General features: G+C 67.5%; 21 protein-coding genes. 12 read left to right on the top strand and 9 right to left on the bottom strand.

Annotated features, from left to right (window positions below; translation table 11 throughout):
- Positions 1–7: 7 nt before the first annotated feature.
- From N0K08_RS09625 to N0K08_RS09595, 7 genes are all read left to right on the top strand, one after another.
- Positions 8–1,132 (top strand): CaiB/BaiF CoA transferase family protein, encoded by a 1,125-nt coding sequence (locus tag N0K08_RS09625; RefSeq protein ID WP_261500040.1) that lies wholly within the window; start codon positions 8–10, stop codon positions 1,130–1,132.
- Between the two features lie 10 nt (positions 1,133–1,142).
- On the top strand, positions 1,143–2,705 hold the full coding sequence (locus tag N0K08_RS09620; RefSeq protein ID WP_261500039.1) for a long-chain-fatty-acid--CoA ligase: 1,563 nt from the start codon (positions 1,143–1,145) through the stop codon (positions 2,703–2,705).
- 33 nt (positions 2,706–2,738) lie between these two features.
- A complete protein-coding gene (locus tag N0K08_RS09615; protein ID WP_261500038.1) occupies positions 2,739–4,298 on the top strand; it encodes a long-chain-fatty-acid--CoA ligase in 1,560 nt (519 codons plus the stop codon).
- Positions 4,299–4,321: 23 nt separating this feature from the next.
- The gene (locus N0K08_RS09610) at positions 4,322–5,470 is read left to right on the top strand and encodes an acyl-CoA dehydrogenase family protein (protein WP_261500037.1); all 1,149 of its coding nucleotides are present in this window, start codon (positions 4,322–4,324) and stop codon (positions 5,468–5,470) included.
- Between the two features lie 168 nt (positions 5,471–5,638).
- Positions 5,639–6,430, top strand: a complete 792-nt coding sequence (locus tag N0K08_RS09605) for an enoyl-CoA hydratase/isomerase family protein (protein WP_261500036.1) — start codon at positions 5,639–5,641, stop codon at positions 6,428–6,430.
- Between the two features lie 19 nt (positions 6,431–6,449).
- Positions 6,450–7,340, top strand: a complete 891-nt coding sequence (locus tag N0K08_RS09600) for an SDR family oxidoreductase (RefSeq protein ID WP_261500035.1) — start codon at positions 6,450–6,452, stop codon at positions 7,338–7,340.
- Positions 7,333–8,157 carry a crotonase/enoyl-CoA hydratase family protein gene (locus tag N0K08_RS09595; RefSeq protein WP_261500034.1) on the top strand — a complete coding sequence of 275 codons (825 nt, stop codon included), beginning with the start codon at positions 7,333–7,335 and terminating at the stop codon, positions 8,155–8,157. Before N0K08_RS09600 ends, N0K08_RS09595 begins: the two co-directional genes overlap by 8 nt.
- A gap of 19 nt (positions 8,158–8,176) precedes the next feature.
- Here N0K08_RS09595 and N0K08_RS09590 read toward each other — a convergent pair whose 3' ends face one another.
- On the bottom strand, positions 8,177–10,834 hold the full coding sequence (locus N0K08_RS09590; protein ID WP_261500033.1) for a LuxR C-terminal-related transcriptional regulator: 2,658 nt from the start codon (positions 10,832–10,834) through the stop codon (positions 8,177–8,179).
- Between the two features lie 278 nt (positions 10,835–11,112).
- On the opposite strand from N0K08_RS09590, the gene N0K08_RS09585 reads away from it, so the two are divergent.
- Positions 11,113–12,084, top strand: coding sequence for an NAD(P)H-dependent flavin oxidoreductase (locus N0K08_RS09585; protein ID WP_315967997.1), 972 nt, complete (start codon positions 11,113–11,115; stop codon positions 12,082–12,084).
- A 44-nt stretch (positions 12,085–12,128) separates the two neighbouring features.
- Positions 12,129–12,911, top strand: coding sequence for an SDR family NAD(P)-dependent oxidoreductase (locus tag N0K08_RS09580; RefSeq protein ID WP_261500030.1), 783 nt, complete (start codon positions 12,129–12,131; stop codon positions 12,909–12,911).
- A 21-nt stretch (positions 12,912–12,932) separates the two neighbouring features.
- Here N0K08_RS09580 and N0K08_RS09575 read toward each other — a convergent pair whose 3' ends face one another.
- On the bottom strand, positions 12,933–14,132 hold the full coding sequence (locus N0K08_RS09575) for an oxygenase MpaB family protein (RefSeq protein WP_261500029.1): 1,200 nt from the start codon (positions 14,130–14,132) through the stop codon (positions 12,933–12,935).
- Between the two features lie 183 nt (positions 14,133–14,315).
- Here N0K08_RS09575 and N0K08_RS09570 point away from each other — a divergent pair, with 183 nt between their 5' ends.
- Positions 14,316–15,005: a TetR/AcrR family transcriptional regulator gene (locus N0K08_RS09570; protein ID WP_261500027.1), complete on the top strand. Its 690-nt coding sequence runs from the start codon at positions 14,316–14,318 to the stop codon at positions 15,003–15,005.
- Between the two features lie 13 nt (positions 15,006–15,018).
- Here N0K08_RS09570 and N0K08_RS09565 read toward each other — a convergent pair whose 3' ends face one another.
- Positions 15,019–15,714 (bottom strand): GntR family transcriptional regulator, encoded by a 696-nt coding sequence (locus N0K08_RS09565; protein WP_408642934.1) that lies wholly within the window; start codon positions 15,712–15,714, stop codon positions 15,019–15,021.
- A gap of 151 nt (positions 15,715–15,865) precedes the next feature.
- Between N0K08_RS09565 and N0K08_RS09560 the strand changes: the two genes are divergently transcribed.
- Both N0K08_RS09560 and N0K08_RS09555 read left to right on the top strand, forming a co-directional pair.
- Positions 15,866–17,047: an acyl-CoA dehydrogenase family protein gene (locus N0K08_RS09560; RefSeq protein ID WP_261500026.1), complete on the top strand. Its 1,182-nt coding sequence runs from the start codon at positions 15,866–15,868 to the stop codon at positions 17,045–17,047.
- Positions 17,044–18,084 carry a phosphotransferase gene (locus N0K08_RS09555; RefSeq protein WP_261500025.1) on the top strand — a complete coding sequence of 347 codons (1,041 nt, stop codon included), beginning with the start codon at positions 17,044–17,046 and terminating at the stop codon, positions 18,082–18,084. Before N0K08_RS09560 ends, N0K08_RS09555 begins: the two co-directional genes overlap by 4 nt.
- 48 nt (positions 18,085–18,132) lie before the next feature.
- On the opposite strand, the gene N0K08_RS09550 is transcribed toward N0K08_RS09555, so the two are convergent.
- The 6 genes from N0K08_RS09550 to N0K08_RS09525 all read right to left on the bottom strand — a co-directional run bounded on the left by N0K08_RS09550 (position 18,133) and on the right by N0K08_RS09525 (position 23,300).
- Positions 18,133–18,363 (bottom strand): DUF2798 domain-containing protein, encoded by a 231-nt coding sequence (locus tag N0K08_RS09550; RefSeq protein WP_261500024.1) that lies wholly within the window; start codon positions 18,361–18,363, stop codon positions 18,133–18,135.
- Between the two features lie 163 nt (positions 18,364–18,526).
- Positions 18,527–19,138, bottom strand: a complete 612-nt coding sequence (locus N0K08_RS09545) for a TetR/AcrR family transcriptional regulator (RefSeq protein WP_261500023.1) — start codon at positions 19,136–19,138, stop codon at positions 18,527–18,529.
- Between the two features lie 81 nt (positions 19,139–19,219).
- Positions 19,220–20,182, bottom strand: a complete 963-nt coding sequence (locus tag N0K08_RS09540) for a Bug family tripartite tricarboxylate transporter substrate binding protein (RefSeq protein WP_261500022.1) — start codon at positions 20,180–20,182, stop codon at positions 19,220–19,222.
- A gap of 67 nt (positions 20,183–20,249) precedes the next feature.
- The gene (locus tag N0K08_RS09535; RefSeq protein WP_261500021.1) at positions 20,250–21,032 is read right to left on the bottom strand and encodes an enoyl-CoA hydratase/isomerase family protein; all 783 of its coding nucleotides are present in this window, start codon (positions 21,030–21,032) and stop codon (positions 20,250–20,252) included.
- Positions 21,025–22,164 (bottom strand): acyl-CoA dehydrogenase family protein, encoded by a 1,140-nt coding sequence (locus N0K08_RS09530; protein ID WP_261500020.1) that lies wholly within the window; start codon positions 22,162–22,164, stop codon positions 21,025–21,027. The genes N0K08_RS09535 and N0K08_RS09530 overlap by 8 nt, the downstream gene beginning before the upstream one ends.
- The gene (locus tag N0K08_RS09525) at positions 22,161–23,300 is read right to left on the bottom strand and encodes an acyl-CoA dehydrogenase family protein (RefSeq protein WP_261500019.1); all 1,140 of its coding nucleotides are present in this window, start codon (positions 23,298–23,300) and stop codon (positions 22,161–22,163) included. Before N0K08_RS09525 ends, N0K08_RS09530 begins: the two co-directional genes overlap by 4 nt.
- Between the last annotated feature and the right edge of the window lie 50 nt (positions 23,301–23,350).

Here is a 23,350-nt window from a genome sequence, read left to right as displayed (position 1 = left end):
GCAAAAAATGGCAGGTCCGCTCCAAGGGCTCCGGGTAATCGAAATGGCGGGCATAGGCCCGGGACCGTTCTGCGCCATGTTGTTCGCCGACATGGGCGCTGAAGTGATACGCATCACGCGGCCCGGCACGCCCGTCGACCCCAACGACATTCTGGCGCGCAGCCGCAGCACGGTGGCCATCGACCTGCGCGCCGAAGGCGCGGCGCGCAAGGTGCTGGACATCGTGGCCAGCGCCGACGTGCTGATCGAAGGTTTTCGGCCCGGCGTGATGGAGCGGCTGGGCCTGGGCCCGGACGCCTGCCTGGCGCGCAACCCGCGGCTGGTCTACGGCCGCATGACGGGCTGGGGTCAGCACGGCCCGCTGGCCCAGGCCGCGGGCCATGACATCAACTACATCGCCATCAGCGGCGCGCTGCACGCCATCGGCCGCTCGGGCGAGGCGCCGGTGGCGCCGCTGAACTACGTCGGCGACTTCGGCGGCGGCGCCATGTTGCTGGCCGTGGGCGTGCTCAGCGCCTTGTACGAAGCGCAGCGCTCGGGGCGCGGCCAGGTGATCGACGCCGCCATGACCGACGGCGCGGCACTGCTCTCGGCCATGTTCTACGGCTTCAAGGCCGCGGGCCGCTGGAGCAACCAGCGCGGCGAGAACCTGCTGGACGGCGGCGCGCATTTCTACGACACCTATGCCTGCGCCGACGGCAAGTTCGTGGCCGTGGGCGCCATCGAGCCGCAGTTCTATGCCTTGCTGCGCGAGCGCTGCGGCATCGCCGACGACCCGACGTTCGACGCGCAGATGGACGCCGACCGCTGGCCGCTGCTCAAGCTGCGCATGGCCGACGTCTTTCGCACCCGCACGCGCGACGAATGGTGTCTGCTGCTCGAAGGCAGCGATGCCTGCTTCGCGCCCGTGCTCGACTGGGACGAGGCGCCGGCCCATGCGCACAACCGGGCGCGCGGCACGTTTGTCGATGTCGCCGGCGTGGTGCAGCCGGCGCCGGCGCCGCGCTTCAGCCGCACGCCCCCGGCCCCGCCCGTGGCGGCCGGCAGCGCCGCGCTGGAAGACGGCGCGGCCCTGCTGCGCCGCTGGGCCGAGAGCCGCCGTGCGTCCACCCCCACCCCTGCCTTCACCTGAGCGCCGCCCCATGAACCTCTACCTGACCCAGGCCTTGCACCGCGCCGTGCAGCAGCGCCCCGATGCCACGGCCACCATCTTCCAGGGCCGCAGCCGCAGCTATGGCGAACTGGGCCAGCGCGTGGCCCGCCTGGCCGGCGCGCTGCAGCGCCTGGGCCTGAAGCCCGGCGACCGCGTGGGCATGCTGGCCCTCAATTCCGACCGCACGCTGGAGTACTACCTGGCCGTGTGGTGGGCCGGCGGCGTGGTCAACCCTGTCAATACGCGCTGGAGCGCGGCCGAAATGGTGCATTCGCTCGACGACTGCGGCACGGCCCTGCTTTTCGTCGACGACCAGTTCCTGCCCCTGCTGGCCACGCTGCGCGCGCAGTCGACGGCGCTGCGCAGCTGCATCTACATGGGCGAAGGCCAGGCACCGGCCGACATGCACGACTGGGAGCAGCTGCTGCGCGAGAACGCGCCCGTGGCCGACGCGCTGCGCAATGGCGAAGACCTGGCCGGCGTGTTCTACACCGGCGGCACCACGGGCCGGCCCAAGGGCGTGATGTTGAGCCACTCGGCGCTGGTCATCAATTCCCAGATTTCGCTGCTCGCCGCCCACTTCGACGAAAGCGCGCGGCTGCTGCAGGTGGCGCCGCTGTTCCACCTGGCGGGCCTGTCGTTTTTGCTGCGCGGCCTGGTCGCGGGCTGCGCCCAGGTCATCGTGCCAGGCTTTTCGGTCGAGTCCATGCTGGAAGCCATAGAGCGCGAGCGCTGCACCAAGCTGATGGCCGTGCCCGCCATGCTGCAGGTGCTGGTCGACGATGCGCGCACGGCGGCCGCCGATCTGAGTAGCGTGGAGTCCGTCGGCTACGGCGCCTCGCCCATCACCGAAGCGCTGCTCGAGCGGGCGTTCGCCATGTTCCCGCAGGCTGAATTCACCCAGGGCTACGGCATGACCGAACTCTCGGCGGGCGTGAGCTACCTCACCAGCCCGTACCACACGCCCGAAGGCCGCAAGCTAGGCAAGCTGTCCTCGGCCGGCCAGGCGCTGGCGGGCATCGACCTGCGCATAGGCGACAGCGACGGCCGCGAAGTGCCGCGCGGCGAGATCGGCGAGCTGATGGTGCGCAGCCCCTGCGTGATGCAAGGCTACTGGAACCTGCCCGAACAGACCGCCGCCGCCTTGCGCGACGGCTGGATGCACACCGGCGACGCCGGCCGCATGGATGCCGACGGCTTCGTCTTCATCGTCGACCGCTTCAAGGACATGATCGTCAGCGGCGGCGAGAACGTCTACTGCGCCGAAGTCGAAGGCGCGCTCGCCGGCCACCCCGCGGTGGCCGCGGTCGCCGTGATTGGCGTGCCCAGCAGCTCCTGGGGCGAGAGCGTGCATGCGGTGGTGGTGCGCAAGGCCGGCGCCGAGGCCGATGCCGAGGCGCTGATCGCCCATTGCCGCACGTTGATCGCCGGCTACAAGTGCCCGCGCAGCGTCGCCTTCATCGACGCCTTGCCGGTCTCGGGTGCCGGCAAGGTCATGAAGTACAAGCTGCGCGAACCGCACTGGGCGGGACACACGCGCCGCGTCGGTTGATGCATCCGTAAAACCATAACGAGGAGACGAGACATGATCCTGACCCAACCCCTGCACAAGAGTCTGCGCGAGAAACCCGATGCCCTGGCCGTGGTCTTCGGCGACACGCGGCTGAGTTACCGCCAATTCACCGACCGCGTGGCCCGCCTGGCCGCGGCCCTGCACGAGCTGGGCATGGCGCCCGGCGATCGCGTCGCCATGATGGGCTTCAACTCCCACCGTTTCGTCGAGTTCTTTTTCGGCGTCTGGTGGGGCGGCGGCGTGATCAATCCGGTCAACATCCGCTGGAATCCCAAGGAAGTCGCCTATTCGCTCGATGACTGCGATACGCGCATTCTGCTGGTCGACGATGCCTTCGTGCCGCTGGTGGCCGAGCTGCGCGCGCTGTCGACGTCGCTGCGCACCGTGGTCTATTGCGGCGACGGGCCGGTGCCCGAAGGCATGCTGGGCTACGAAGCACTGCTCGCGCAAAGCACGCCCTGCGAAGACGCGCCCCACAGCGGCGACGAACTCGCCGCCATCATGTACACCGGCGGCACCACGGGCCAGCCCAAGGGCGTGATGCTGACGCACGGCAACTTCTACATCGGCTCCCTGGGATCGATCGCGGCGCAGCCGCGCAGCTCCGAGTACCAGGCGCTGGTGTGCACCACGCCCATGTTCCACGTCGCCGGCTGCGGTCTGACGTTCCAGTCCATGCTGCGGCTGGTGCCCCTGCATGTGTTGCCCATGTTCGACGAAGTGGCGGTGCTGCAGACCATTGCCGCGGAGGGCGCGACCGAAGTCTTCCTGGTGCCGACCATGATCAAGCGGCTGATCGAGCACCCGCGCTTTGCCGAGTTCGACCTGTCTAGCCTGGAGATGGTGCTGTACGGCGCCGCGCCCATCGACGTGCCCCTGCTCGAAAAAGCCATGCAGGCCCTGCCGGGCGCGAGCTTCTCGCAAGCCTACGGCCAGACCGAGCTGTCGCCCACGGTGGCGGTGCTCAAGCCGCGCTTTCACCTGCCCGGCCCCGACCGAGACCGGCTGCTGCGCTCGGCCGGCATGCCGTTGCCCATGGCCGAGATCCGCATCGTCGACGGCGAGGACAACGAATTGCCTTCGGGCCAGATCGGCGAGATCGTGGCGCGCGGCCCCATGGTCATGCGCGGCTACTGGAAAAAGCCCAAGGAAACTGCCGATGCCTTGCGCGGCGGCTGGATGCATACCGGCGACAGCGGCTTTGTCGATGCGAACGGCTTTCTGTTCGTCGTCGACCGCATCAAGGACATGATCGTCAGCGGCGGCGAGAACGTGTATTCGGCCGAAGTCGAGAACGCCATCGCGCAGATCCCGCAAGTGCTGATGTCGGCCGTGATCGGCGTGCCCGACGACAAATGGGGCGAGCGCGTGCATGCGGTGGTGGTGCTGCGCCCCGGCGCGGCGCTCGAAGCCCAGGCGCTGATCGCCCATTGCCGCAGCCAGATCGCGGGCTACAAGTCGCCGCGCAGCGTGGAGTTTCGCGATTCCCTGCCGCTGTCGGCCGCCGGCAAGCTGCAGAAGTTCGAATTGCGCAAGCCCTTCTGGGCCGGCCGCGATCGGCTGGTGAACTGAGCTCTACTAGAAGGAAACAACCCATGGCCATCGATTTCCGCCGCTCGTGGAGTGACGCAGACCTGGATGTGTACCGCGATAGCGTGGTGCGCTTCATCGAAACCGAAATGCTGCCGCACGACGAAGAGGCGCGCAAGCGGGGCAATGTCGGCCACGCCATCTGGCGCAAGGCCGGCGCGCTGGGCCTGCTGTGCGCCGACATTCCCGAGGAATACGGCGGCGGTGGCGGAGATTTCCGCCACGAAGCCGTGTTCTACGAGGAGATGGCGCGCCGCGCGCTCACGGGCATGAGCACTTCGGTGCACTCCATCGTTGCGCACTACTTCCTCAACCACGGCACCGCGGCGCAAAAGCAGAAGTACCTGCCGCGCCTGGCGCGCGGCGAGCTGGTCGGCGCCATCGCCATGACCGAGCCCGGCGCGGGCTCCGATCTGCAGGGCGTGCGCACGCGGGCGGTGAAGGACGGCCAGGGCTATGTGATCAACGGCTCCAAGACGTTCATCACCAACGGCTTTCTGGCCGGCGTGGTGCTGGTGGTCGTCAAGACCGATCCCACGCAGGGCGCCAAGGGCACGTCCATCCTGATCGTCGAGACCGAAGGCTGCCAGGGCTATCGCGTGGGCCGGGTGCTCGACAAGATAGGCATGAAGGCCCAGGACACCTCCGAGCTGTTCTTCGACGAAGTGCGCGTGCCGGCCGACGCCTTGCTGGGCGGCAGCGAAGGCCAGGGCTTCTTCCAGCTGATGGGCGATCTGCCCTACGAGCGCACCATCATCGGCCTGAGCGCGCTGGCGACCATGGAAGGCGCCTACCAGGCCACGCTGGACTATGTGCGCGAGCGCAAGGCCTTCGGCCAGCCCATCGCCGAGTTCCAGAACACCAAGTTCAAGCTCGCCGAGATCGCCACGCAGATCAAGGTCGGCCGGGCCTTCATCGACCGCTGCGTCGAAGACCTGGTCGCGGGCAAGCTCGACACGGCCACGGCCTCCATGGCCAAGCTCTGGGGATCGGAGGCCCAGGGCCGCGTGATCGATGAATGCCTGCAGCTGTTCGGCGGCTACGGCTTCATGAACGAGTACATGGTCGCGCGCATGTACTCCGACGCGCGCGTGCAGCGCATTTATGGCGGCACGAACGAGATCATGAAGGAGGTGATCTCCCGTGCATTGTAAAAAGAGGCACCCCCTGAGCCGCTGCCGCGTCTCCCCCCTCTCTCGCTTCGCGGGAGGGGGGCGGCAACCTCGCTGCGCGGCGGCGCTTGCTCGTTGCCCCATTGCTGGGCTGCGCCAGTTGCGTGGGTTGTGGGTCGCGACGGACGCCTTTTACCGGGAGGCTTTTTCATGAGCGTACTTGAACTGCGCGAGGAGGGCAGCATCGCCTGGCTCACCATGAACCGGCCCGAGCGGCTCAATGCGCTGAACGCCGAGCTGGTGCAGGCGTTGCGCGACTATTTTCTGGGGCTGAGTGCGCGCAGCAGTGCGCGTGTGGTGGTGCTGCAGGGCGCGGGCCGGGCGTTCTGCGCGGGGCTGGACCTCAAGGACCACGCGGCCGGCAGCGAGACGCGCTCGGTGCCCGAGGTGCTGGAGCAGCAAAAAGGCATACGCGACATCATGCTGGCCATGCGCCGCTGTCCGCAGCCCATCATCAGCCTGGTGCAGGGCGCGGCCAGCGGCGGCGGCTTCGGGCTTGCGCTGGCTTCGGACATCCGGCTGGCGACGCCCGACGCGCGCATGAACGCGGCCTTCATCCGCATCGGCCTGTCGGCCTGCGACGTGGGCGTGAGCTATTTTCTGCCGCGCATGGTGGGCAGCTCGGTCGCGGCCGAGTACCTGCTCACCGGGCGCTTCATGGACGCGCAGCGCGCCCAGGCGCTGGGCCTGGTCAGCCGTGTCGCGCCTCTGGCCGAACTGCAGGCCGAAGCCCAGGCGCTGGCCGACGACATGCTGCACGCCACGCCGCTGGGCCTGCGCCTGACCAAGGACGCGCTGGGCTTCGCCGTGGACGCGCCCAGCATGGAGGCGGTCATCGCCATGGAAGACCGCAACCAGGTGCTGTGCACCCAGACCGCCGATTTCCGCGAAGGCATGCAGGCCTTCCTCGACAAACGCCCACCCCACTACCTCGGCCGCTGAGCGGCCCGCAAGGAATCCCATGACGCTCGATGATCTGGTCTACAAGCCCGGCCTGCTGGCCGGCAAGCGCTACCTCGTGACGGGCGGCGGCAGCGGCCTCGGCCGCGTGATGAGCGAGGCCTTGCTGCTGCTCGGCGCCGACGTCTATATCTGCGGGCGGCGCGAAGCGGTGCTGGAGCAGACGGCCGCCGAGCTGATGGCCGCGCATGGCGGGCGCGTGGTCGCCAAGGCCTGCGACATCCGCCAGGACGCGCAGATCAGCAGCATGCTCGACGACATCTGGGCCGACGGCGGCGCGCTCGACGGCCTGATCAACAACGCCGCCGGCAACTTCGTCAGCCGCACCGAGGACCTGTCGCCCCGCGCATTCGACGCCATCGCCAGCATCGTCTTTCGCGGCAGCTTCTGCATGACGCTGGACTGCGGCAAGCGCTGGCTGGCCGAAGGCAAGTCGGCCTCGGTGCTGTCGATTCTCACCACCTGGGTCTGGAACGGCTCGCCTTTCACCGTGCCTTCGGCCATGTCCAAGGCCGGCCTGCACGCCATGACCCAGTCGCTGGCCGTGGAGTGGGCCGGCCGCGGCATACGCTTCAACGCCATCGCGCCGGGCCTGTTTCCCACCGAAGGCATGAGCGCGCGGCTGAACCCGGGCGGCGGCGAGCACAAGGCCGAGCGCAACCCCATGGAGCGCAACGGCCGCATGCCCGAACTGGCCAACCTCGCGGCCTTCCTGCTGGGCCCGGGCTCGGAATACATCAACGGCCAGACCATTGCCATCGACGGCGGCCAGTACCAGGCGACGGGCGGGAATTTTTCGCGCATGGCGGACTGGAGCGATGCCGATTGGCGGCGCGCGCGTGAGAACATCGCCCAACAAGACACCAAGGACCGGAGACAACGCCATGGCTGAGACCCAAAGATTCCACGACCGCGTAGCGCTGCAACTGGACGACGACGGCGTCGCCCAGCTGCGCCTGTCGCGCCCCGACAAGATGAACGCCATCGACGCCGGCATGTTCGCCGGCCTGGTGGCCGCCGCCGAAGCCCTGCAGGCGATGCGCGGCCTGCACGCCGTGGTGCTGCACGGCGAAGGCCGGGCTTTTTGTGCGGGCCTGGACATGGCCAGCTTCGGTCGCATGAGCGAAGGCGGCGGGGTCGCCAACGGCCTGAACGACTTGCTGGAGCGCACCCACGGCCTGGCCAACCAGCCGCAGCAGGTGGCCTGGGCCTGGCGCGAGTTGCAGGTGCCGGTGATCGCCGCGGTGCACGGCGTGGCCTTTGGCGGCGGCCTGCAGATCGCGCTGGGCGCTGATGTGCGCTATCTCGCGGCGGACGCCCGCATGTCGGTGATGGAAATGCACTGGGGCCTGGTGCCCGACATGGCCGGCATTCCGCTGATGCGCGAGCTGCTGCGCTCCGACGTGGCGCGCGAGCTGGTGTTCAGCGCGCGCATCGTCGACGCCGAGGAAGCCTGCCGTATCGGCCTGGGCACGCGCCTGTGCGCCGACCCCCTGGCCGAAGCGCTGGCCCTGGCGCGCGGCGTCGCCGGGCGCAACCCCGACGCGGTGCGTGGCGCCAAGCGCCTGCTCAACCAGGCGGCGGACGGTGACGCGGCCTCCCTGCTGATGGCCGAATCGGTGGAGCAGGCCAAGCTGATAGGCAGCGCCAACCAGCGCGAAGCCGTGCTGGCGGTGATGGAAAAGCGCGCGGCGCGCTTCCAGGACTGAAGCGTCCGGGGCGCAGGCTTCAGCGAATCACGCCCAGCTTGCGCGCAATCGCCACGGCCTGGGTGCGGCTCTTGGCATCGAGCTTCATATTGATGTTGCGCAGGTGCGTGCGCACCGTGCTGTCCGAGACGAACAGCTTCTCGGCCATGGCATTGTTGGAATAGCCTTCGGCCAGCAGCTGCAGCACGCGAATCTCCTTGCGCGTGAGCGGCTCCTTGCTGCTGTCCAGGCTGGGCGCCGCCGCGCTGGGCGCGGCCATGGGGCCCAGCACCTGCAGCAGACGTTGCAGATACTCGGCCAGTATGGGGTCGCGGCGGTGGCCGGCTTCCTGCGCCGCGATGGCATAGCGGTGCACCAGCAGGCCCACGGCCGGGCCTTCGTCCAGGATCAGGCGCATGAAGCCTTCCTGGCTGGAGGTCTGCAGCACGCTGCCGATTTCCTCCATGGCCGCGGCCACGTCGCCCGTGCGCTGCAAGGCCAGCGCCCGCAGCAGGCGCAGCTTGAGCGCACGGCGGCAGCGGGCCGAGGCCAGCGCCGCATGCAGTTCGGCATCCAGCGCGGTGAGCGCGGCCTGCGGGTCGCCGAAGCAGATCTCCCAGCGCGCGCGGGCCAGCGCCAGGTAGTCGAGGTCGTGCGAAGGCAGGCGGTGGCGCCGCGCGCGCTCCCACAGGGCGGGGTTGTCGGCGCGCGCGAGCTCGTCGCGCGAGGCCGGGCCGTTGCCCTGCAGCAGCAGTATGCGTGCGCGCTCGAGCTTGGCGCCGGCCACCACGCGCGGCAGCTGGCGGTGGTGGCCCAGGTACTCGAGCTCGGTCAGCGCCTGGAAAGCGGCGTCGATGTCGCCGGTGTAGAAAGCGATGCGCGAGCGCATCACGTGGCTCAGAATCATGTGGTCGGGCAGGCCCACGTCGCGCGCCAGCGGCAGGTAGACATTGAGCAGGTGGTCGGCCTGCTGCAGTTGGTTGACTTCGTAGACCACGCTGGCGTAGAGCACGCCGGCCCAGGCATTGCCCTGGCTGTGGTTGTACGACACCGCGTGGGTCGAGTCCACGGCCATGCGAAAGCGCGCCGTCGCCTGCCGCAAGCGGCCGCCCAGCAGGTCGTGCATGCCTTCCAGCGATTCGGTGTACATGCGGTTGAAGTTGCTGTTGCCCTGGCGGCTGCGCGCCGCGTCGAGCAGGCGCTGCGATTCGTGCTGCTCGCCCACGACCGAGAGGATGTTGGCCATGGCGTTGAGCAGCGTGCTGTCGGCGAAGGGCAGGCCCGTGGGCAGACGCGCCAGGCTGGCGCGGCCGATTTCGTAGGCCTCGTCATAGCGGTCCTGCATGGCCAGCAGCAGCGGCGTCAGTGCGTGCACGCTGGCGCGCACTTCGGGAATGCTGCTTTCGGCGCAGCCCGACTCCTCGAGCTGCTTCATTGCTTCCCAGGGGCCGTGGGTGAAGCAGGTCGCCCACAGCGCGATCAACTGCAGCGACGGGTGTGCGCGCAGCTGGTGGGCGGGGATGGCCGAGAACCAGCGCGTCAGAATGCGCATGCGGCCTTGCTCCAGAAAGCCTTCGGCATAGCTGTCGAGCAGGGTCAGTGCATGCGGATGGTCGCCGCCTTCGATGGCGTGGTCGATGGCGGGCACGGGCCGGCCCTCGGCTTCGTACCAGCCCGAGGCCGCCAGGTGCAGGCGCGCGAGTTCGTCGGGCTGCTCGCGCGCCAGCTGCGCGCGCAGAAAGTCGGCGAACAGGCTGTGGTAACGCCAGGCGGGCGTGTCGCTGGTCACGGGCGTGAGAAACAGGTTGGCCGCCGTGAGCTGGTCCAGGATGGCGGCGCAGTCGACGCGCGGGTTCAGCGTCTGGCAGACCGAGGCATTGAGCTGTCGCAAGATGCTGGTGCGCAGCAGGAAATCGCGGATCTCGCGCGGCTGGTGGGCCAGCACGTCTTCGGCCAGGTAGTCGGCCACGGCGCGGTCCGAGCCCGAGAAGCGCTCGACAAAGCCGGTCTCCGTGCCGTGGCGCTCCAGCGCCATCGAGGCCAGCCAGATCGCCGCGACCCAGCCCTCGGTCTTGCGGTGCAGCTGCGTGAGCATGTCGGCCGGCAGGGTCTGCAGCGCGCGCTGGCCGAAGAAGGCGCTGGTTTCCTCGAGGTTGAAGCGCAGGCGGTCGGTGTCGATTTCCAGCAATTGGCCGCGTGCGCGCAGCCGGCCCAGGCCCAGGTCGGGCAGGCTGCGCGAGCCGATCACGATGCGGCCCAGCCGCGGCAGGTGGTCGATGATTTCGCGGATCAGGCCCAGCACCGCGGGTTCCTGCACCAGCTCGATGTCATCGAGAAACAGCGTGAAAGGCGCGTCGTGCGCGACCAGCGCGGCCACGGCGTCCAAGGGCACATGGGACGGCGGCTCGTCGATGCCCAGGCGCAGCACGGCTTCGCCCAGACAGATCAGAAAGCGCGAGACATCGTTGTCGGCCCGGTCCAGCGTGAGCCAGGCCGTGGCCACGCCGTCGGCCTCCATGCGCTGGCGGCTTTGCGCCATGGCCGTGGTCTTGCCGAAACCCGCGGGGGCACGCACCAGCACCAGCTTCACGGCCGCGGTCGCGATCTGCTCGCTGATCACGCTGCGCAGCACCTGCATGGCGACGACGGCCGGCGGGTTGAGCTTGGTTTCCAGGATGCGGGGCGAGGTGGGAAGCATTGCGGGCGGCGGTGATGAGAGGAAATAGCAGGCGCGCAAGGGCCCGCGCACCGGGGGCAGCCCTGTTTATAGCGGCAGATTGCCGCGGACGGTGTCTCGTGAGGCGCAGGGCCGCGGGCGGTTTTCGTCGTTTGCGACGATTTTGCGCAAGGATTTTGCTTTCTAAACTGCGTTCAAACCCTTGCCGCGCATGCCGCCCTTGCCGCGGCAGGGCCTCATTTTCATTCTCCGGCCCGCCCGCCGGAGCAGCCTCTATCTCAGGAGAACGCCGCATGCGCATCCGCACCCGTGTCACCGAACAACTGGGCATCGCCTATCCCATCATCCAGGGCGGCATGCAATGGGTCGGCCTGGCCGAACTCGCCGCCGCCGTGTCCAACGCCGGCGGCCTGGGCATCGTCACCGCGCTGACCCAGCCCACGCCCGACGACCTGGCCCGCGAAATCGCGCGCACCCGGGCGATGACAGACAAGCCGTTTGGCGTGAATCTGACCATCCTGCCCTCCATCAAGCCGCCGCCCTATGCCGACTATGTCGAGGCCATCATTGCCGGCGGCGTGCGCATCGTCGAGACCGCGGGCAACAGCCCCAAGGAATTCATCGCCCGCTTCAAGGAGCACGGCATCACCATCGTGCACAAGTGCACCACCGTGCGCCATGCGCTGTCGGCCGAACGCAATGGCGTGGACATGGTGTCCATCGACGGCCTGGAGTGCGCGGGCCACCCGGGCGAGGACGACGTGGGCGGTCTGGTGCTGATTCCGGCCGCGGCGCGCGCGCTCAAGATCCCCATCATCGCCTCTGGAGGCATCGCCGACGGCTACGGCCTGGCCGCCGCGCTGGCGCTCGGCGCCGAAGGCGTGAACATGGGCACGCGCTTTTGCGTCACCCAGGAAGCGCCCATCCACGACAACATCAAGCAGGCGCTGGTGCGCGGCTCGGAGCGCGACACCGCGCTGCTGTACCGCACGCTGAAAAACACGGCGCGGGTGTTTCGCAACGCCATCGCCGACGAAGTGCGCAGCATCGAGCAGCGCCCGGGCGGCTGCGAGTTCGAGGACATCCGTCCGCTGGTGGCCGGCGTGCGCGGACGCGCGGCCCTGGCCTCGGGGAATGTCAACGACGGCGTGATCTCGGCCGGCCAGTGCATAGGCCTGATCGACGACGTGCCCAGCTGCGCGGAGTTGATCACGCGCATGGTCGCGCAGTGCCGCGAACGCCTGGATACCGCGCAGCGCTTTGTGGCCTGAGCCCGGCCCCGTTCGATCCCTTTTTCTCTCTTTCAAGGATTCCCATGCAACTCGATTCCAGCATTGCGGCCGTCATCACCGGTGGCGCTTCCGGCCTGGGCGCGGCCACCGCGCGCCGCCTGGCCAGCCATGGCGTGAAAGTCGCGCTGTTCGACCTCAACGAGGCCCAGGGCGAAGCCCTGGCGGCCGAACTGGGGGGCGTGTTCTGCAAGGTCGACGTGACGTCCGAAGAGCAGGTGGATGCGGCCTTCGCCAAGGCGCGCGCCGCCCACGGCCAGGAGCGTGTGCTGGTCAACTGCGCGGGCACGGGCAACGCCGTCAAGACCGCCAGCCGCGACAAGACCACGGGTGACATCAAGCATTTCCCGCTGGCCAATTTCGACCGCATCATCCAGATCAACCTGGTGGGCACCTTCCGCTGCATCGCCAAGTCCGCCGCCGGCATGCTCACGCTAGCGCCCCTGGAAGACGGCGAGCGCGGCGCCATCGTCAACACGGCTTCGGTCGCGGCCCAGGACGGGCAAATGGGCCAGGCCGCCTACACCGCCTCGAAAGCCGGCGTGGTCGGCATGACGCTGCCCATCGCACGCGACCTGATGGGCGAAGGCATTCGCGTCAACACCATCCTGCCGGGCATCTTCAACACGCCGCTGCTGCAGGGCGCGCCCGACAACGTCAAGGCCGCGCTGGCGGCGTCGGTGCCGTTCCCCAAGCGCCTGGGCAACCCGGCCGAATACGCGACGCTGGCCGAGCTGATGATCACCAACGGCTATTTCAACGGCGAAAGCGTGCGCCTGGACGGCGCCATCCGCATGGCGCCGCGCTGATCCGGTCGGGCCGGGACTGTCTCAGGCCTGCTCGGCCTCGGACAGGCTCACCGGCAGCGCGTGCACCGTCGCCTGCGGATTCAGGTTGCGCTGGTACGTCGTCTCGCCCTTGAGCAGGTCTATCAGCTGGTCGAAAGCGCCGAGCGTGGCCTGCACCTTGCTGCCATGCACTTGCGCGTCCTGGCGCTGCAGCAGGCGCTGGTAGCGGTTGGCGTTGGCGAAAGTCGGCATCAAGGCCGCCCACCAGGTGCGCGGCACGGCCAGCCGGTCGGCCATTTCGTCGCCGTGGATCAGGCGGCAAAAGCCTTGCATCAAGCCAACGGCCACGTCGGGCGGAATCTGCATCAGCGGCGCCAGTCGCTGGCCCGCGGCCTCCAGCATGTGGGTGGTGAGCAGGGCGGAATCGGCATTCGGCGCACCGCTGGCGGCGTCGATCAGCGCGAGCATGGCTTCGCCCGAAGCCTGGTCGTGCACCCGCCGGTAGTAGCGCTCTTCTATGCCCAGCAGGTGGGCCACCCCATGCCAGGCGTGGTACAGGTCCTGGTACTCCTCGGGCGTGAACTCTATGCCCAGCTTGCCCATGGCATGGAAAGGCACGGCCGTGAAGTCCAGCCAGGTGCGCATCAGCTCCAGCTGGTTGATGGGCAGGCCTCGCTCGGCCACGTTCCAGCCCTGGGCCAGCAGGTTGGCGCGCACGCGCGCATGCAGCAGGCGCACTTGCAGGGTGTGGACATAGCCGGGCGCGCCGGGCTCCAGGCTGCCGGGGCGCATGGTGTGGTACTGCCAGTTGGCGGTTTCCTGCAGGCGGCGCATGGCCCTGTCCTTGAGGTTGGCGGTGGCGATCAGCACGCGCGCCACGCTGGGCGAGCTATAGGTGTGCGCCAGCGAGCCGGGGCCCAGGGCAATGCCCAGCCACAGCGCGCCTATGCCCAGATAGGCATCGACGCCGCGCTGCACTTGCTGGGCGTTCGCCCAGGAGGGACGCGTCTGCGCCTGTTGCAGCAAGGCCGCCATTTCCGGCGGAGCGTCGGGCAAGGCCGCATGGCCTTGCGCCATGCCGCGCTGGAGCAGGTCGGCCAGCGACCGGGGCCCGGTCATCAGCACCGCCGTCAAGGCATCGGCCAGCGGGTCTGCGCCCTGGGCCATTTGCGTGACCAGTGCCTGGGCGTCGGCGCCGAATTGCGCGCTCACATCGAGGGGCGTGGAATGGAGTGTTGGCACGGAGTCTCCCAAAAAGTCGCCAGGGGATGCGGTCGGCCTGCGGTCGCGGGCAAAGCACCGCACGCCACGCACCAGACCGGCCCGGCCCCCGGCATTCGATTAAAAGGAACTGGACAGTTCCTTTTATAAGCCCGTGCTAAGCTGGCCACAACTTGGCGTTTTCCCTTGGGCCGTTCCGTCTCCATGCATACAGTCACCCACCCACCCGCCGGCAACAGCCCCGCGCCCAAAGCCGGGCGTCCTTCGGTGGACGAAGCCGCGCAATTGACGCAGCGCATCGTCGCCGTCGCCACGCAGCTGTTCGTCGCCAACGGCTACGCCGCGACCAGCGTGGATGCCATCGTGCGCGGCGCCGGCATTTCCAAGAAGACGCTGTACGCGCGTTTCGCCGACAAGGCCCAGGTGTTTGACGCGGTGGTGGAAAGCCATGTGCTGCGCCATCTGGGAACGCCCCAGGACGATGTGCCGCCCACGGGCACGCTGCAGGAGCAGTTGAACCAGGTCGGCGCCCGGCTGCTGGTCGGCACGCTGCACGCCGATGTGCTGGGGATTTATCGCGTGGCCGTGGCCGAGTCGCTGCAGTTTCCGCAGCTCATGCGCAAAGTGTTCGACGCCGCCGTGCTGCGCGCCGTGGAGCAGGTCGAGCGCCTGTTCCTGGCCGGCCTGGTGCCGCCGCCCGACGCCCGGCAGGCGCGGCAACTGGCCATGCACTTCATGAACTGCGCCATTTCACCGCCGTTTTACCGCGCCATGCAGGGGCTGGAGCCGGCCGGCGTCGACGAGGCCCGGCGCGCGCAGCTGCACACGGCCGTCGTCTACTTTCTGCACGGCGTGCTGGGCGCGCAGGGCCGGTCGCTGCAGGCCGCCGACTGAGGGCTTCGGCCGCTCAGGCGCGCTGCTGCGCCGTGCGCACGATGGCCTCGCGCACATGGCGCACATGGGCCATGGCCGCCGCGTCGGCCGCGGCCGCATCGCCGGCGATCACCGCCTGGCCCATGGCCCGGTAGTCGGCCAGGCGCATTTTCTGCAGCGCCGGCAGCCGGTGCTGGGCGTAGACGATGGGCATTTGTATGGACGGGAACAGCCGGCGCAATTCGCGGCTGCCGGCCGCGTCCAGCAGGCTGCGGTAGAAATTGCGGCGCGCGCGCGCGAAGGCGTCGTCATCGAGCTCCTGCTGCGCCTGGTCCAGCGCCTGCAGCGCGGCTTGCAGCGGGGCAGGGGAATGCCCGCTGCCCACGCCTTGCGCGGCCGTGTGCGCCAGCAGGCCGGCGATGCGCTCGGCCACGTCCAGCACATGCATGGTCTCCTGCAACGTCAAGGTCTTGATGGTCGCCCCCTTGTGCCTTTGCACGTCGACGATGCCATCGGCCGCCAGGCGCTGCATGGCTTCGCGCACGGCATTGCGGCCCACGCCGAACTGGGCCGCCAGATCGGCTTCCACCAGGCGCTGGCCGGGCACGAAACGCTGCACTTCCAGGCCGTGGAAGATGCCGAAAAAGACGGCGTCGACCGCACTGGCCCCGGTCTGCGGGCGGGCGGGCTGGGGATTTTCGGCGGTGGTGGGGCGGGCTTCAGTGGTCACGGGGGCGGTATTCCAGTCGGGGGCGAGCCCAGTGTACACAGGCGATCTGGCAGCCATCGCTGATTTTTGGCAAATTTATCGGTGGATTTTGTTTGCAAGATCGTCCTACAATGCTGAAAACCATCCGGCTTGCCCACAGGAGACACAAACCATGAACTTCGAACTGAGCGCCGAACTCTGTGCGCTGCGCGACAGAACGCGGCAATTCATCGCCGAGCAGGTGATTCCCTATGAGAACGATGAGCGCCAGTCGCACCACGGCCCCAGCGAAGCGCTGCGCCGCGAACTGGTGGCCAAGGCCCAGGCCGCCGGCCTGCTCACGCCCCATGCTTCGCCGGAAATGGGCGGCCTGGGCCTGAGCCACATCGCCAAGGCCGTGGTGTTCGAAGAGGCCGGCTACTCCTGGCTGGGCCCCACGGCGCTCAACATCCACGCGCCCGACGAAGGCAACATCCATTTGATGGAAGAAGTCGCCACGCCCGCGCAAAAAGAGCGCTGGCTGCGCCCCCAGGTCGCGGGCCAGACGCGCTCGTGCTTTGCCATGACCGAGCCTTCGCCGGGCGCGGGCGCCGATCCGTCCATGCTGACCACCACGGCCGTGCGTGACGGCGACGACTACCTGATCAACGGCGTGAAGTGGTTCATCACCGGCGCCGAAGGCGCGGACTACGCCATCATCATGGCGCGCATGGAAGACGGCTCGGCCACTATGTTCCTTTCGGACATGGACCGCCCGGAAATCATCCTGGAGCGCAACATGGACGCCATGGATGCCTGCTTCACCGGCGGCCACGGCGTGCTGCGCTTCGACAATCTGCGCATTCCCGCCACCGACGTGCTGGGCGAAGTGGGCAAGGGCTTTCGCTACGCCCAGGTGCGCCTGGCGCCCGCGCGGCTCACGCACTGCATGCGCTGGCTGGGCCAGGCGCGGCGCGCGCACGACGCGGCGCTGGCGTACACGCGCCGCCGCCAGGCCTTCGGCAAGCCGCTGGCCGAGCACGAAGGCGTGGGCTTCATGCTGGCCGACAACGACATGGACTTGCACACCGCGCGCCTGCACATCTGGCACACGGCATGGCTGCTGGACCAGGGCGAGAAGTGCAATTTCGAATCCAGCCGCGCCAAGGTCGTGTGCTCGGAAGCACAGTGGCGCGTGGTCGACCGCAGCGTGCAGATGCTGGGCGGGCAGGGCGTCACGGGCGAGTCGCCGGTGATGCGCATCTTCACCGACATGCGCGCATTCCGCATCTACGACGGCCCGAGCGAAGTGCACCGCTGGAGCATGGCGCGCAAGCTGGTCCACATGGCGGACAAGGCCGCGGAGGGCGCATGAGCGCGCTGTCGGCAGCTTCCCGGGAACGGCTGGCCGCCTACCTGCAGGCCCAGGGCCTCAGTGCCGGCCAGCCGCTGAGCATCACGCCGCTGACCGGCGGCCAGTCCAACCCGACTTTCAAAGTCACGGCCGGGCCGCGCAGCTATGTGCTGCGCACCAAGCCTCCGGGCCTGCTCGTGGCCTCGGCCCATGCCATCGACCGCGAGCACCGCGTGATGAGCGCCTTGCAAGGCAGCCAGGTGCCGGTGCCTCGGATGTACGCCTACTGCGAGGACGAGACGCTGATAGGCACGCCGTTCTATCTGATGGAGTTTCTCGACGGCCGCGTGTGGATGGACCAGTCCCTGCCAAGCCTGGTGCCCAGTGAGCGCCGCGCCATCTACCGCGACATGAACCGCGTGATCGCCGCCTTGCACCGCGTCGACCCTGGCGCCGTGGGCCTGGACAGCTATGGCAAGCCGGGCAATTATTTCGCGCGCCAGATCCAGCGCTGGACGCGCCAGTGCCGCGCGTCCACGCTGCCCGTCAATGACGCCATGCAGCGCTTGATGGACTGGCTGCCCGAGCATATTCCGCCGGGTGACGAGACCGCCCTGGTGCACGGGGACTTTCGCCTGGACAACCTGGTGTTCCATCCCGGCGAGCCGCGCGTGATCGGCGTGCTCGACTGGGAGCTGTCGACCCTGGGCCACCCGCTGGCCGATTTCTCCTACCAGTGCATGGCCTGGCGCATACCCTCCACGCTGTGGCGCGGCATCGCCGGTCTGGACCTGGCGGCGCTGGGCATTCCGCAGGAGGCCGAATACGTGGACTGGTATGCCCAGGCCACGGGCAGCGATCCGCGCGCGCACTGGGAGTTCTACATGGCCTACAACCTGTTTCGCCTGGCAGCCATCCTGCACGGCATCGCCCAGCGCGCGGCCGACGGCAATGCGACTTCCGACGACGCCGTGGAAAACGGGCAAAAGGCCGGCCCGCTGGCCGAGATCGGCTGGCAATGCGCGCAGCGCTACGCGGCGGCCCGGGCCATGGCCTGAACGCCGGGCCGCTGGTTTTTAGCCGCTAAAAAACCAGCGGCCGCACGCTTAATGGGCGACGGTCAATGCCACCATGCGCAGCACGAGGGGGCGCACCAGCAGCACGCAGCAAAAGGCCACGGGCATGGCCAATACATAGGTCTTGAAGACGCTGGCCCAGTAGCCCGGCCCGAAACCGGCCTGGACGGCGACGATGGTGCCGCACATCAGCAAGGCCATGATGGTGGCCATGTAGAAAGAGAAAACGTAGGGCGTGAAGCTGCGGGGAAGTTTTTGCATGGGCGGTGGGGTCCAGGCCGCGGGGCCTTGCGCGGCAGCGCATCCAGCGACGGGCGCCGGAGCGTGGCGCCACACCGGGTTGGGCTGCAAAGGACTCAGTTGAGCAAGTCAACGATTATGCTTTATTTGTTGATAAAGTCAACAAATAAAGGGCGCGCCAGGCCTATGCCACCAGCCACTTCTGCACCAGGCGCAGAATCTCGGCCTTCACTTCGGTCATGTCCATGTTCGCCTGGTTCAGGCGGTGCACGGAAATGCCGCGCAACAGGCTCATGAGGATGAAGGCGCTGGAGGGAGTGTCCAGATCCTGGTGGACCTGGCCCAAGGTTTTGGCTTCGTTCAGCTTGAACTCGGCGTAGGCCATGTTCTTCTCGTTGTAGGCCTGCACAAAACCATACAAGGGCGAATCGATCACGGACGAATCGAGCACGATGAAGAACATGGCGCGGATGCGGTTGACCGCATCCTTGGGGCGCTGGGTGTAGGCGTCCACCAGCGAATAAATGCCCTGGATGCCGGAGGTGTCCAGGCCCCCCTTCTTGCGCTGGGTGTTGAAGTCGCGCGACAGGTATTCCAGGCATTCGGCCAGCAGCTTCTCCTTGGAGCCAAAGTGCAGATGCGCCAGCCCCCGGCTGTATCCGGCCTTGATGCCCACCTCCGCCATGGTCAGTCCGGCGACCCCTTTTTCCGCAATCAGCTCAATCGCGGCCTGCACCATGCCGTTGATGGATTCTTCCCGGCGCTGCTCCTGGGTGCGGCTCGTAGACTCTTTCATAGGGGGATGATCTTGTGCGCCATGGATTTTCAGCCATGGCGGCTGGATATAAAAACACGGCGAATCAAGCGCCCGGTGCCGTCAAGAGGGCAGGATGTTGGCTTTCTCCGCCACCCGTTTGAAGCGCAGATATTCCAGGCGCTGGAATTCGCCCAGCTCGCCAAGTGACTTGGCAAGGAATGTACCAGCTCTGGTTGCCTGGTAGGACTTGGCGACTTCGGTGCCCTGCACCAGCGTGATCGCGTCGGCGAGCTCCTTCATCTTGCCCGCCGAGGTGCCGGCTTTCATCGACAGCGACGACCAGACATAGGTTTCGAAGTCCGGGTAGCCCAGCTCCTTCATGGTGGGAACATTCGGCAGCATCTTGTCGCGCAGATTGCCGGTGACGGCCAGCACGCGCAGCTTCTTGGCCTTTTCCATGGGCGCGATGCCGGTGATGTCGTTCAGGGCAATGTCCAGCCGGTTGCCGATCACGTCGGTGATCATGGGGGCGCCGCCCTTGTAGGGGACGGGCGTGGTCTTGATGCCCACTTCCTGCGCCAACCATTCACCCACGAGGCGGTAGCCTTCGGAGTAGTTGCCCACGGACATGGGCTTGCCGCTGGCCTTGTACTTCGCGACCAGGTCGTCGATGCTGTTGTAGGGCGAGTCGTTGCTGGTCACAAAAGCCGCCGACGAGATGCCCAGGCCATGCAGGGGCGACAAATCCTTGAACGGGTCATAGCCCAGATTCTTCACCATGACGGGGTTCACGGCGATCAGCGAGTTGCTGCCCAGCAAGATGGTGTTGCCGTCGGCCGGTTCGGACAGCACGCTGCGCACGGCGATCAGGCCGCTGGCACCGGGCTTGTTTTCCACAATGATGGATCGGTTGAGCATCTTGGAGATCTGCTCGGCGTAAAAGCGTGCCCCATCGTCGGACCCGCTGCCGGCAGTGAACGGCACGATGATGCGCAAGGCCTTGCCCTGGGCCCGTGTGATGCCGGGAAAGGCCAGTACCGATGCCCCTGCGAGCAAGCTCGCACCAAAAGTTCTGCGTTGCATTGTCTTGTCTCCTGTCGTTGTAAGGATGTGGATCCCAGGCGTGTCCCGCGACACCTGCCGGCCGCGCTCAGTCTGCAAACACCGGCAGGCGCCGCTGCGCCATCGCCTTCACGCCTTCCGCGATGTCCGCCGAAGCAAAGTGCACCGCCTGTTCGGCGCTTTCGCGGGAAATGGCGTTGCGGATATGGCTGAGCGCATCGGCTTGCAAGGTCTGCCGCGTGGACTGCAGCGCGCGCGGCGACGAGGCAGCCATCTCGCGCGCCAGTGCCATGGCGCGGGCGCGGACTTCGGCCTGGGGGACGATGAAGTCCACCAGGCCCATGTCCAGGGCCTGCCGGCCATTCACGCGGGCGCCGGTGTAGAGCATCCACGCCGCCTTCTGCTTGCCTACGAGCGCGGGCAAGGTATAGGACAGTGCAAACCCCGGGTGAAAGCCCAGGCGGTTGAAGTTGGCCGAGAAGCGGGCCTCCTCGCACGCCACGCGGAAATCCGCCGTCAGCGCCAGCCCCAGGCCTCCGCCCACGGCCGGCCCTTCGATCGCCGCCACGATGGGTTTGCCAAAGCTGAAAATCCGCAGCGCTTCCTGGTAGATGGGGTTGATACTGGTCGCGCTGCGCGGCGTTTCGGCCCCGCTGCGCTTGGAAAAATCCGCCCCCGCGCAAAAGGCGCTGCCACCGGCCTGCAGCAGCACCACCCGGCAAGCCTTGTCTGCCTGCAGGCGGTCCAGTTCATCGGCGATCTGGGCGATCATGGCCAGATCGAAGAAGTGGTGCGGTGGCCGGTTCAGTTCAATCACGGCGACATGGCCGTCGCGGTGGGTCAATATGGCTTGGTCCGACGTATCAGGCATGGAGTTCTGTCCTTTGGGAGTGCATTGGCTGGGGGGCGGCGGCTCTTGCGGCAGGCAGGGTGCGGGCCGTCAGATGGGGCCAGAACTGTTCAGCCCCGGCGTGGATGAAGGCCTGGCCCAGCAGCTGCGCCCATTCGGTGCTGCTGCCGGCTTCGGCCCGCCAGGCCCACAGGCGGCGCGTGGCAAAGTTCAGCGGATATTCGTGGGTGAAGCCGATCGCGCCATGCACCTGGTGGGCGATGGAGGCGCCGGTCTTCACCGCATCGCTGGCCGTGATCTTGGCCACGGCGGCGCTGAACCGGGCCTGCGCGGCGCGGGTCTGCTGCAAACCGGGCAGGTCCCGCAAGGCGGTGGCGGCGGCGGCATAGCTGCAGGCGACTTCTCCCGCCAGCACGGCCAGCTGCTGCTGAATGGCCTGGTTCTTGCCGATGGGCTTGCCGAACTGCACGCGGTCTTTCGCATACTGCACGGCCAGGTCCAGCGCATATTCCAGCGCCCCGGTCAGCTGCGTGGCGACGATGGCGGCATAAACCGTTTCCAGCGGCTGCGCGAGCCCGTCGAAGTTGGCGCTCAGCAGATGGGCGATCGGCGCTTGTTCCAGCGTCACCGTGTCCGCCGGCAGCGAAGCCACATCCGTGCCATGCGCGATGTGCACGCCCTGGCCCTTGGCATCCACCAGGCCCATGCCGCCGGGAAATTCCACCAGCAGCCAGTGCGCGTGGCGCGCCCACTTCACGGCCTGCATCCGACCGCTGAGGGTAGACAGCGCGCCGCCGGCATGGCGTGACACGGCCAGGCCCCGGGTCTGCGCGCCTGCGGCCAGCGCAATCACGCTGTCCGCCGGCAAATCCAGTCCGCAGCGGGAGGCGAAATACTGCCCCGCCACGCTCTGTGCCAAGGGCACGGGCGCCTGGGTATAGCCCACCTGGAAAAACAGCGGCAGGGCATCCAGCCAGCTGGCCTCGATGCCGCCGTGCGCTTCGCGGCACAGCATCTTGCACATGCCCGCGTCGGCGATGGTCTGCCACAAGTCGCCAGCGAAGGCGCCTTGCTCGACGGCGATCAGCAGCTCGCGGCTGACCTCATTGGCCAGCAGGCGCTGTACGGTTTCCTGAATCATGTTGTCGCTCATCGCAGTCCCAATCCTTTGGCAATAATTCCGCGCAGAATTTCCCGTGTGCCGCCGCGCAGCGAGAACGAGGGCGCGGCCAGCGTCAGCAGGTTCAGCACCTGGTCGAACTCGCTGCCGTCGCCGAGTTTTTCGGGAAAGAGTTCGTAGGCAATATCGGGCATGGACTGCTCCAGCAGCGCGCCCTGGTCCTTGACGATGGACGCGGCCAGCGAGGGGTCCTCGCCCTGGCTCATCATCAAGGCGATGCCTTGGGACATCTGCCGCAGGCAGGCATAGCGCGCAATCAGCTTGCCTATGGCCACGCTCTGCTGGCGGTTGTCGGCATCGGCTTCGTCCAGCATTTCCAGCAGCAGTTGCGTGCTGCTGAGAAAGCGTTCGGCGCCCGAGCGCTCGAACTTCAGCTCGTTGCTCACCTGGCTCCAGCCCTTGCCTTCCTCGCCCACCAGGTGGTCGTCGGGCACGAAGACATCGTCCAGCAGGACTTCATTGAAGATCTTCGTGCCCAGCTGCGACACAATGGGCCGCACCGTCACTCCGGGTCTATCCATCTCTATGAAAATCTGGCTCATGCCGGCGTGGCGGTTTTCGCCCTTGTCGCTGGTGCGCACCAGCGCCACCATGTAGTGCGCGTGGTGGGCGCCAGACGTCCAGACCTTGCGGCCGTTGATTTTCCAGCCCCCGTCCACCTTGGTGCCCCGGGAGCGGATGGAGGCCAGATCCGAGCCCGAATCCGGCTCGCTCATGCCGATGCAGATGAAGGCCTCGCCACGCATGATTTCCGGAATGATCCTGGGCGCGAGCTTGTCGGGGCTGTAGCGGATGAGCAGCGGCCCCATCTGCCGGTCCGAGGCCCAGTGCGCGCCCATGGGGGCACCGACGGCCAGCAGCTCCTCCAGCATCACATAGCGCTCGAGCATGCTTTTGCCGCCGCCGCCCATGTCCTTGGGCCAGGTCATTCCCAGCCAGCCCTTCTCGCCCATCTGCCTGGAGAAGGCGGGATCGCGTCCGGACCAGTTGTGCGCGCGCTGGACGCGGGAGTATTGCTTGATGTGCTCCTTGGCGAAAGTTCTCACCTGCGTGCGAAGTTCCTCGCATTCGGGCGGAAGATCACCTACCGTGATATGCAACGTATCCATGTTTCTCCTTACTTGCTTGCAAACAAGCAACAATTTATAGTCAATACGGC

The sequence above is a fragment of the Acidovorax bellezanensis genome (assembly GCF_025421555.1).
Taxonomy (GTDB): Bacteria; Pseudomonadota; Gammaproteobacteria; order Burkholderiales; family Burkholderiaceae_C; genus Comamonas; species Comamonas bellezanensis.
Note: the sequence above shows the minus strand (reverse complement) of the source record. Positions and strands in the feature narration are given on the sequence as shown.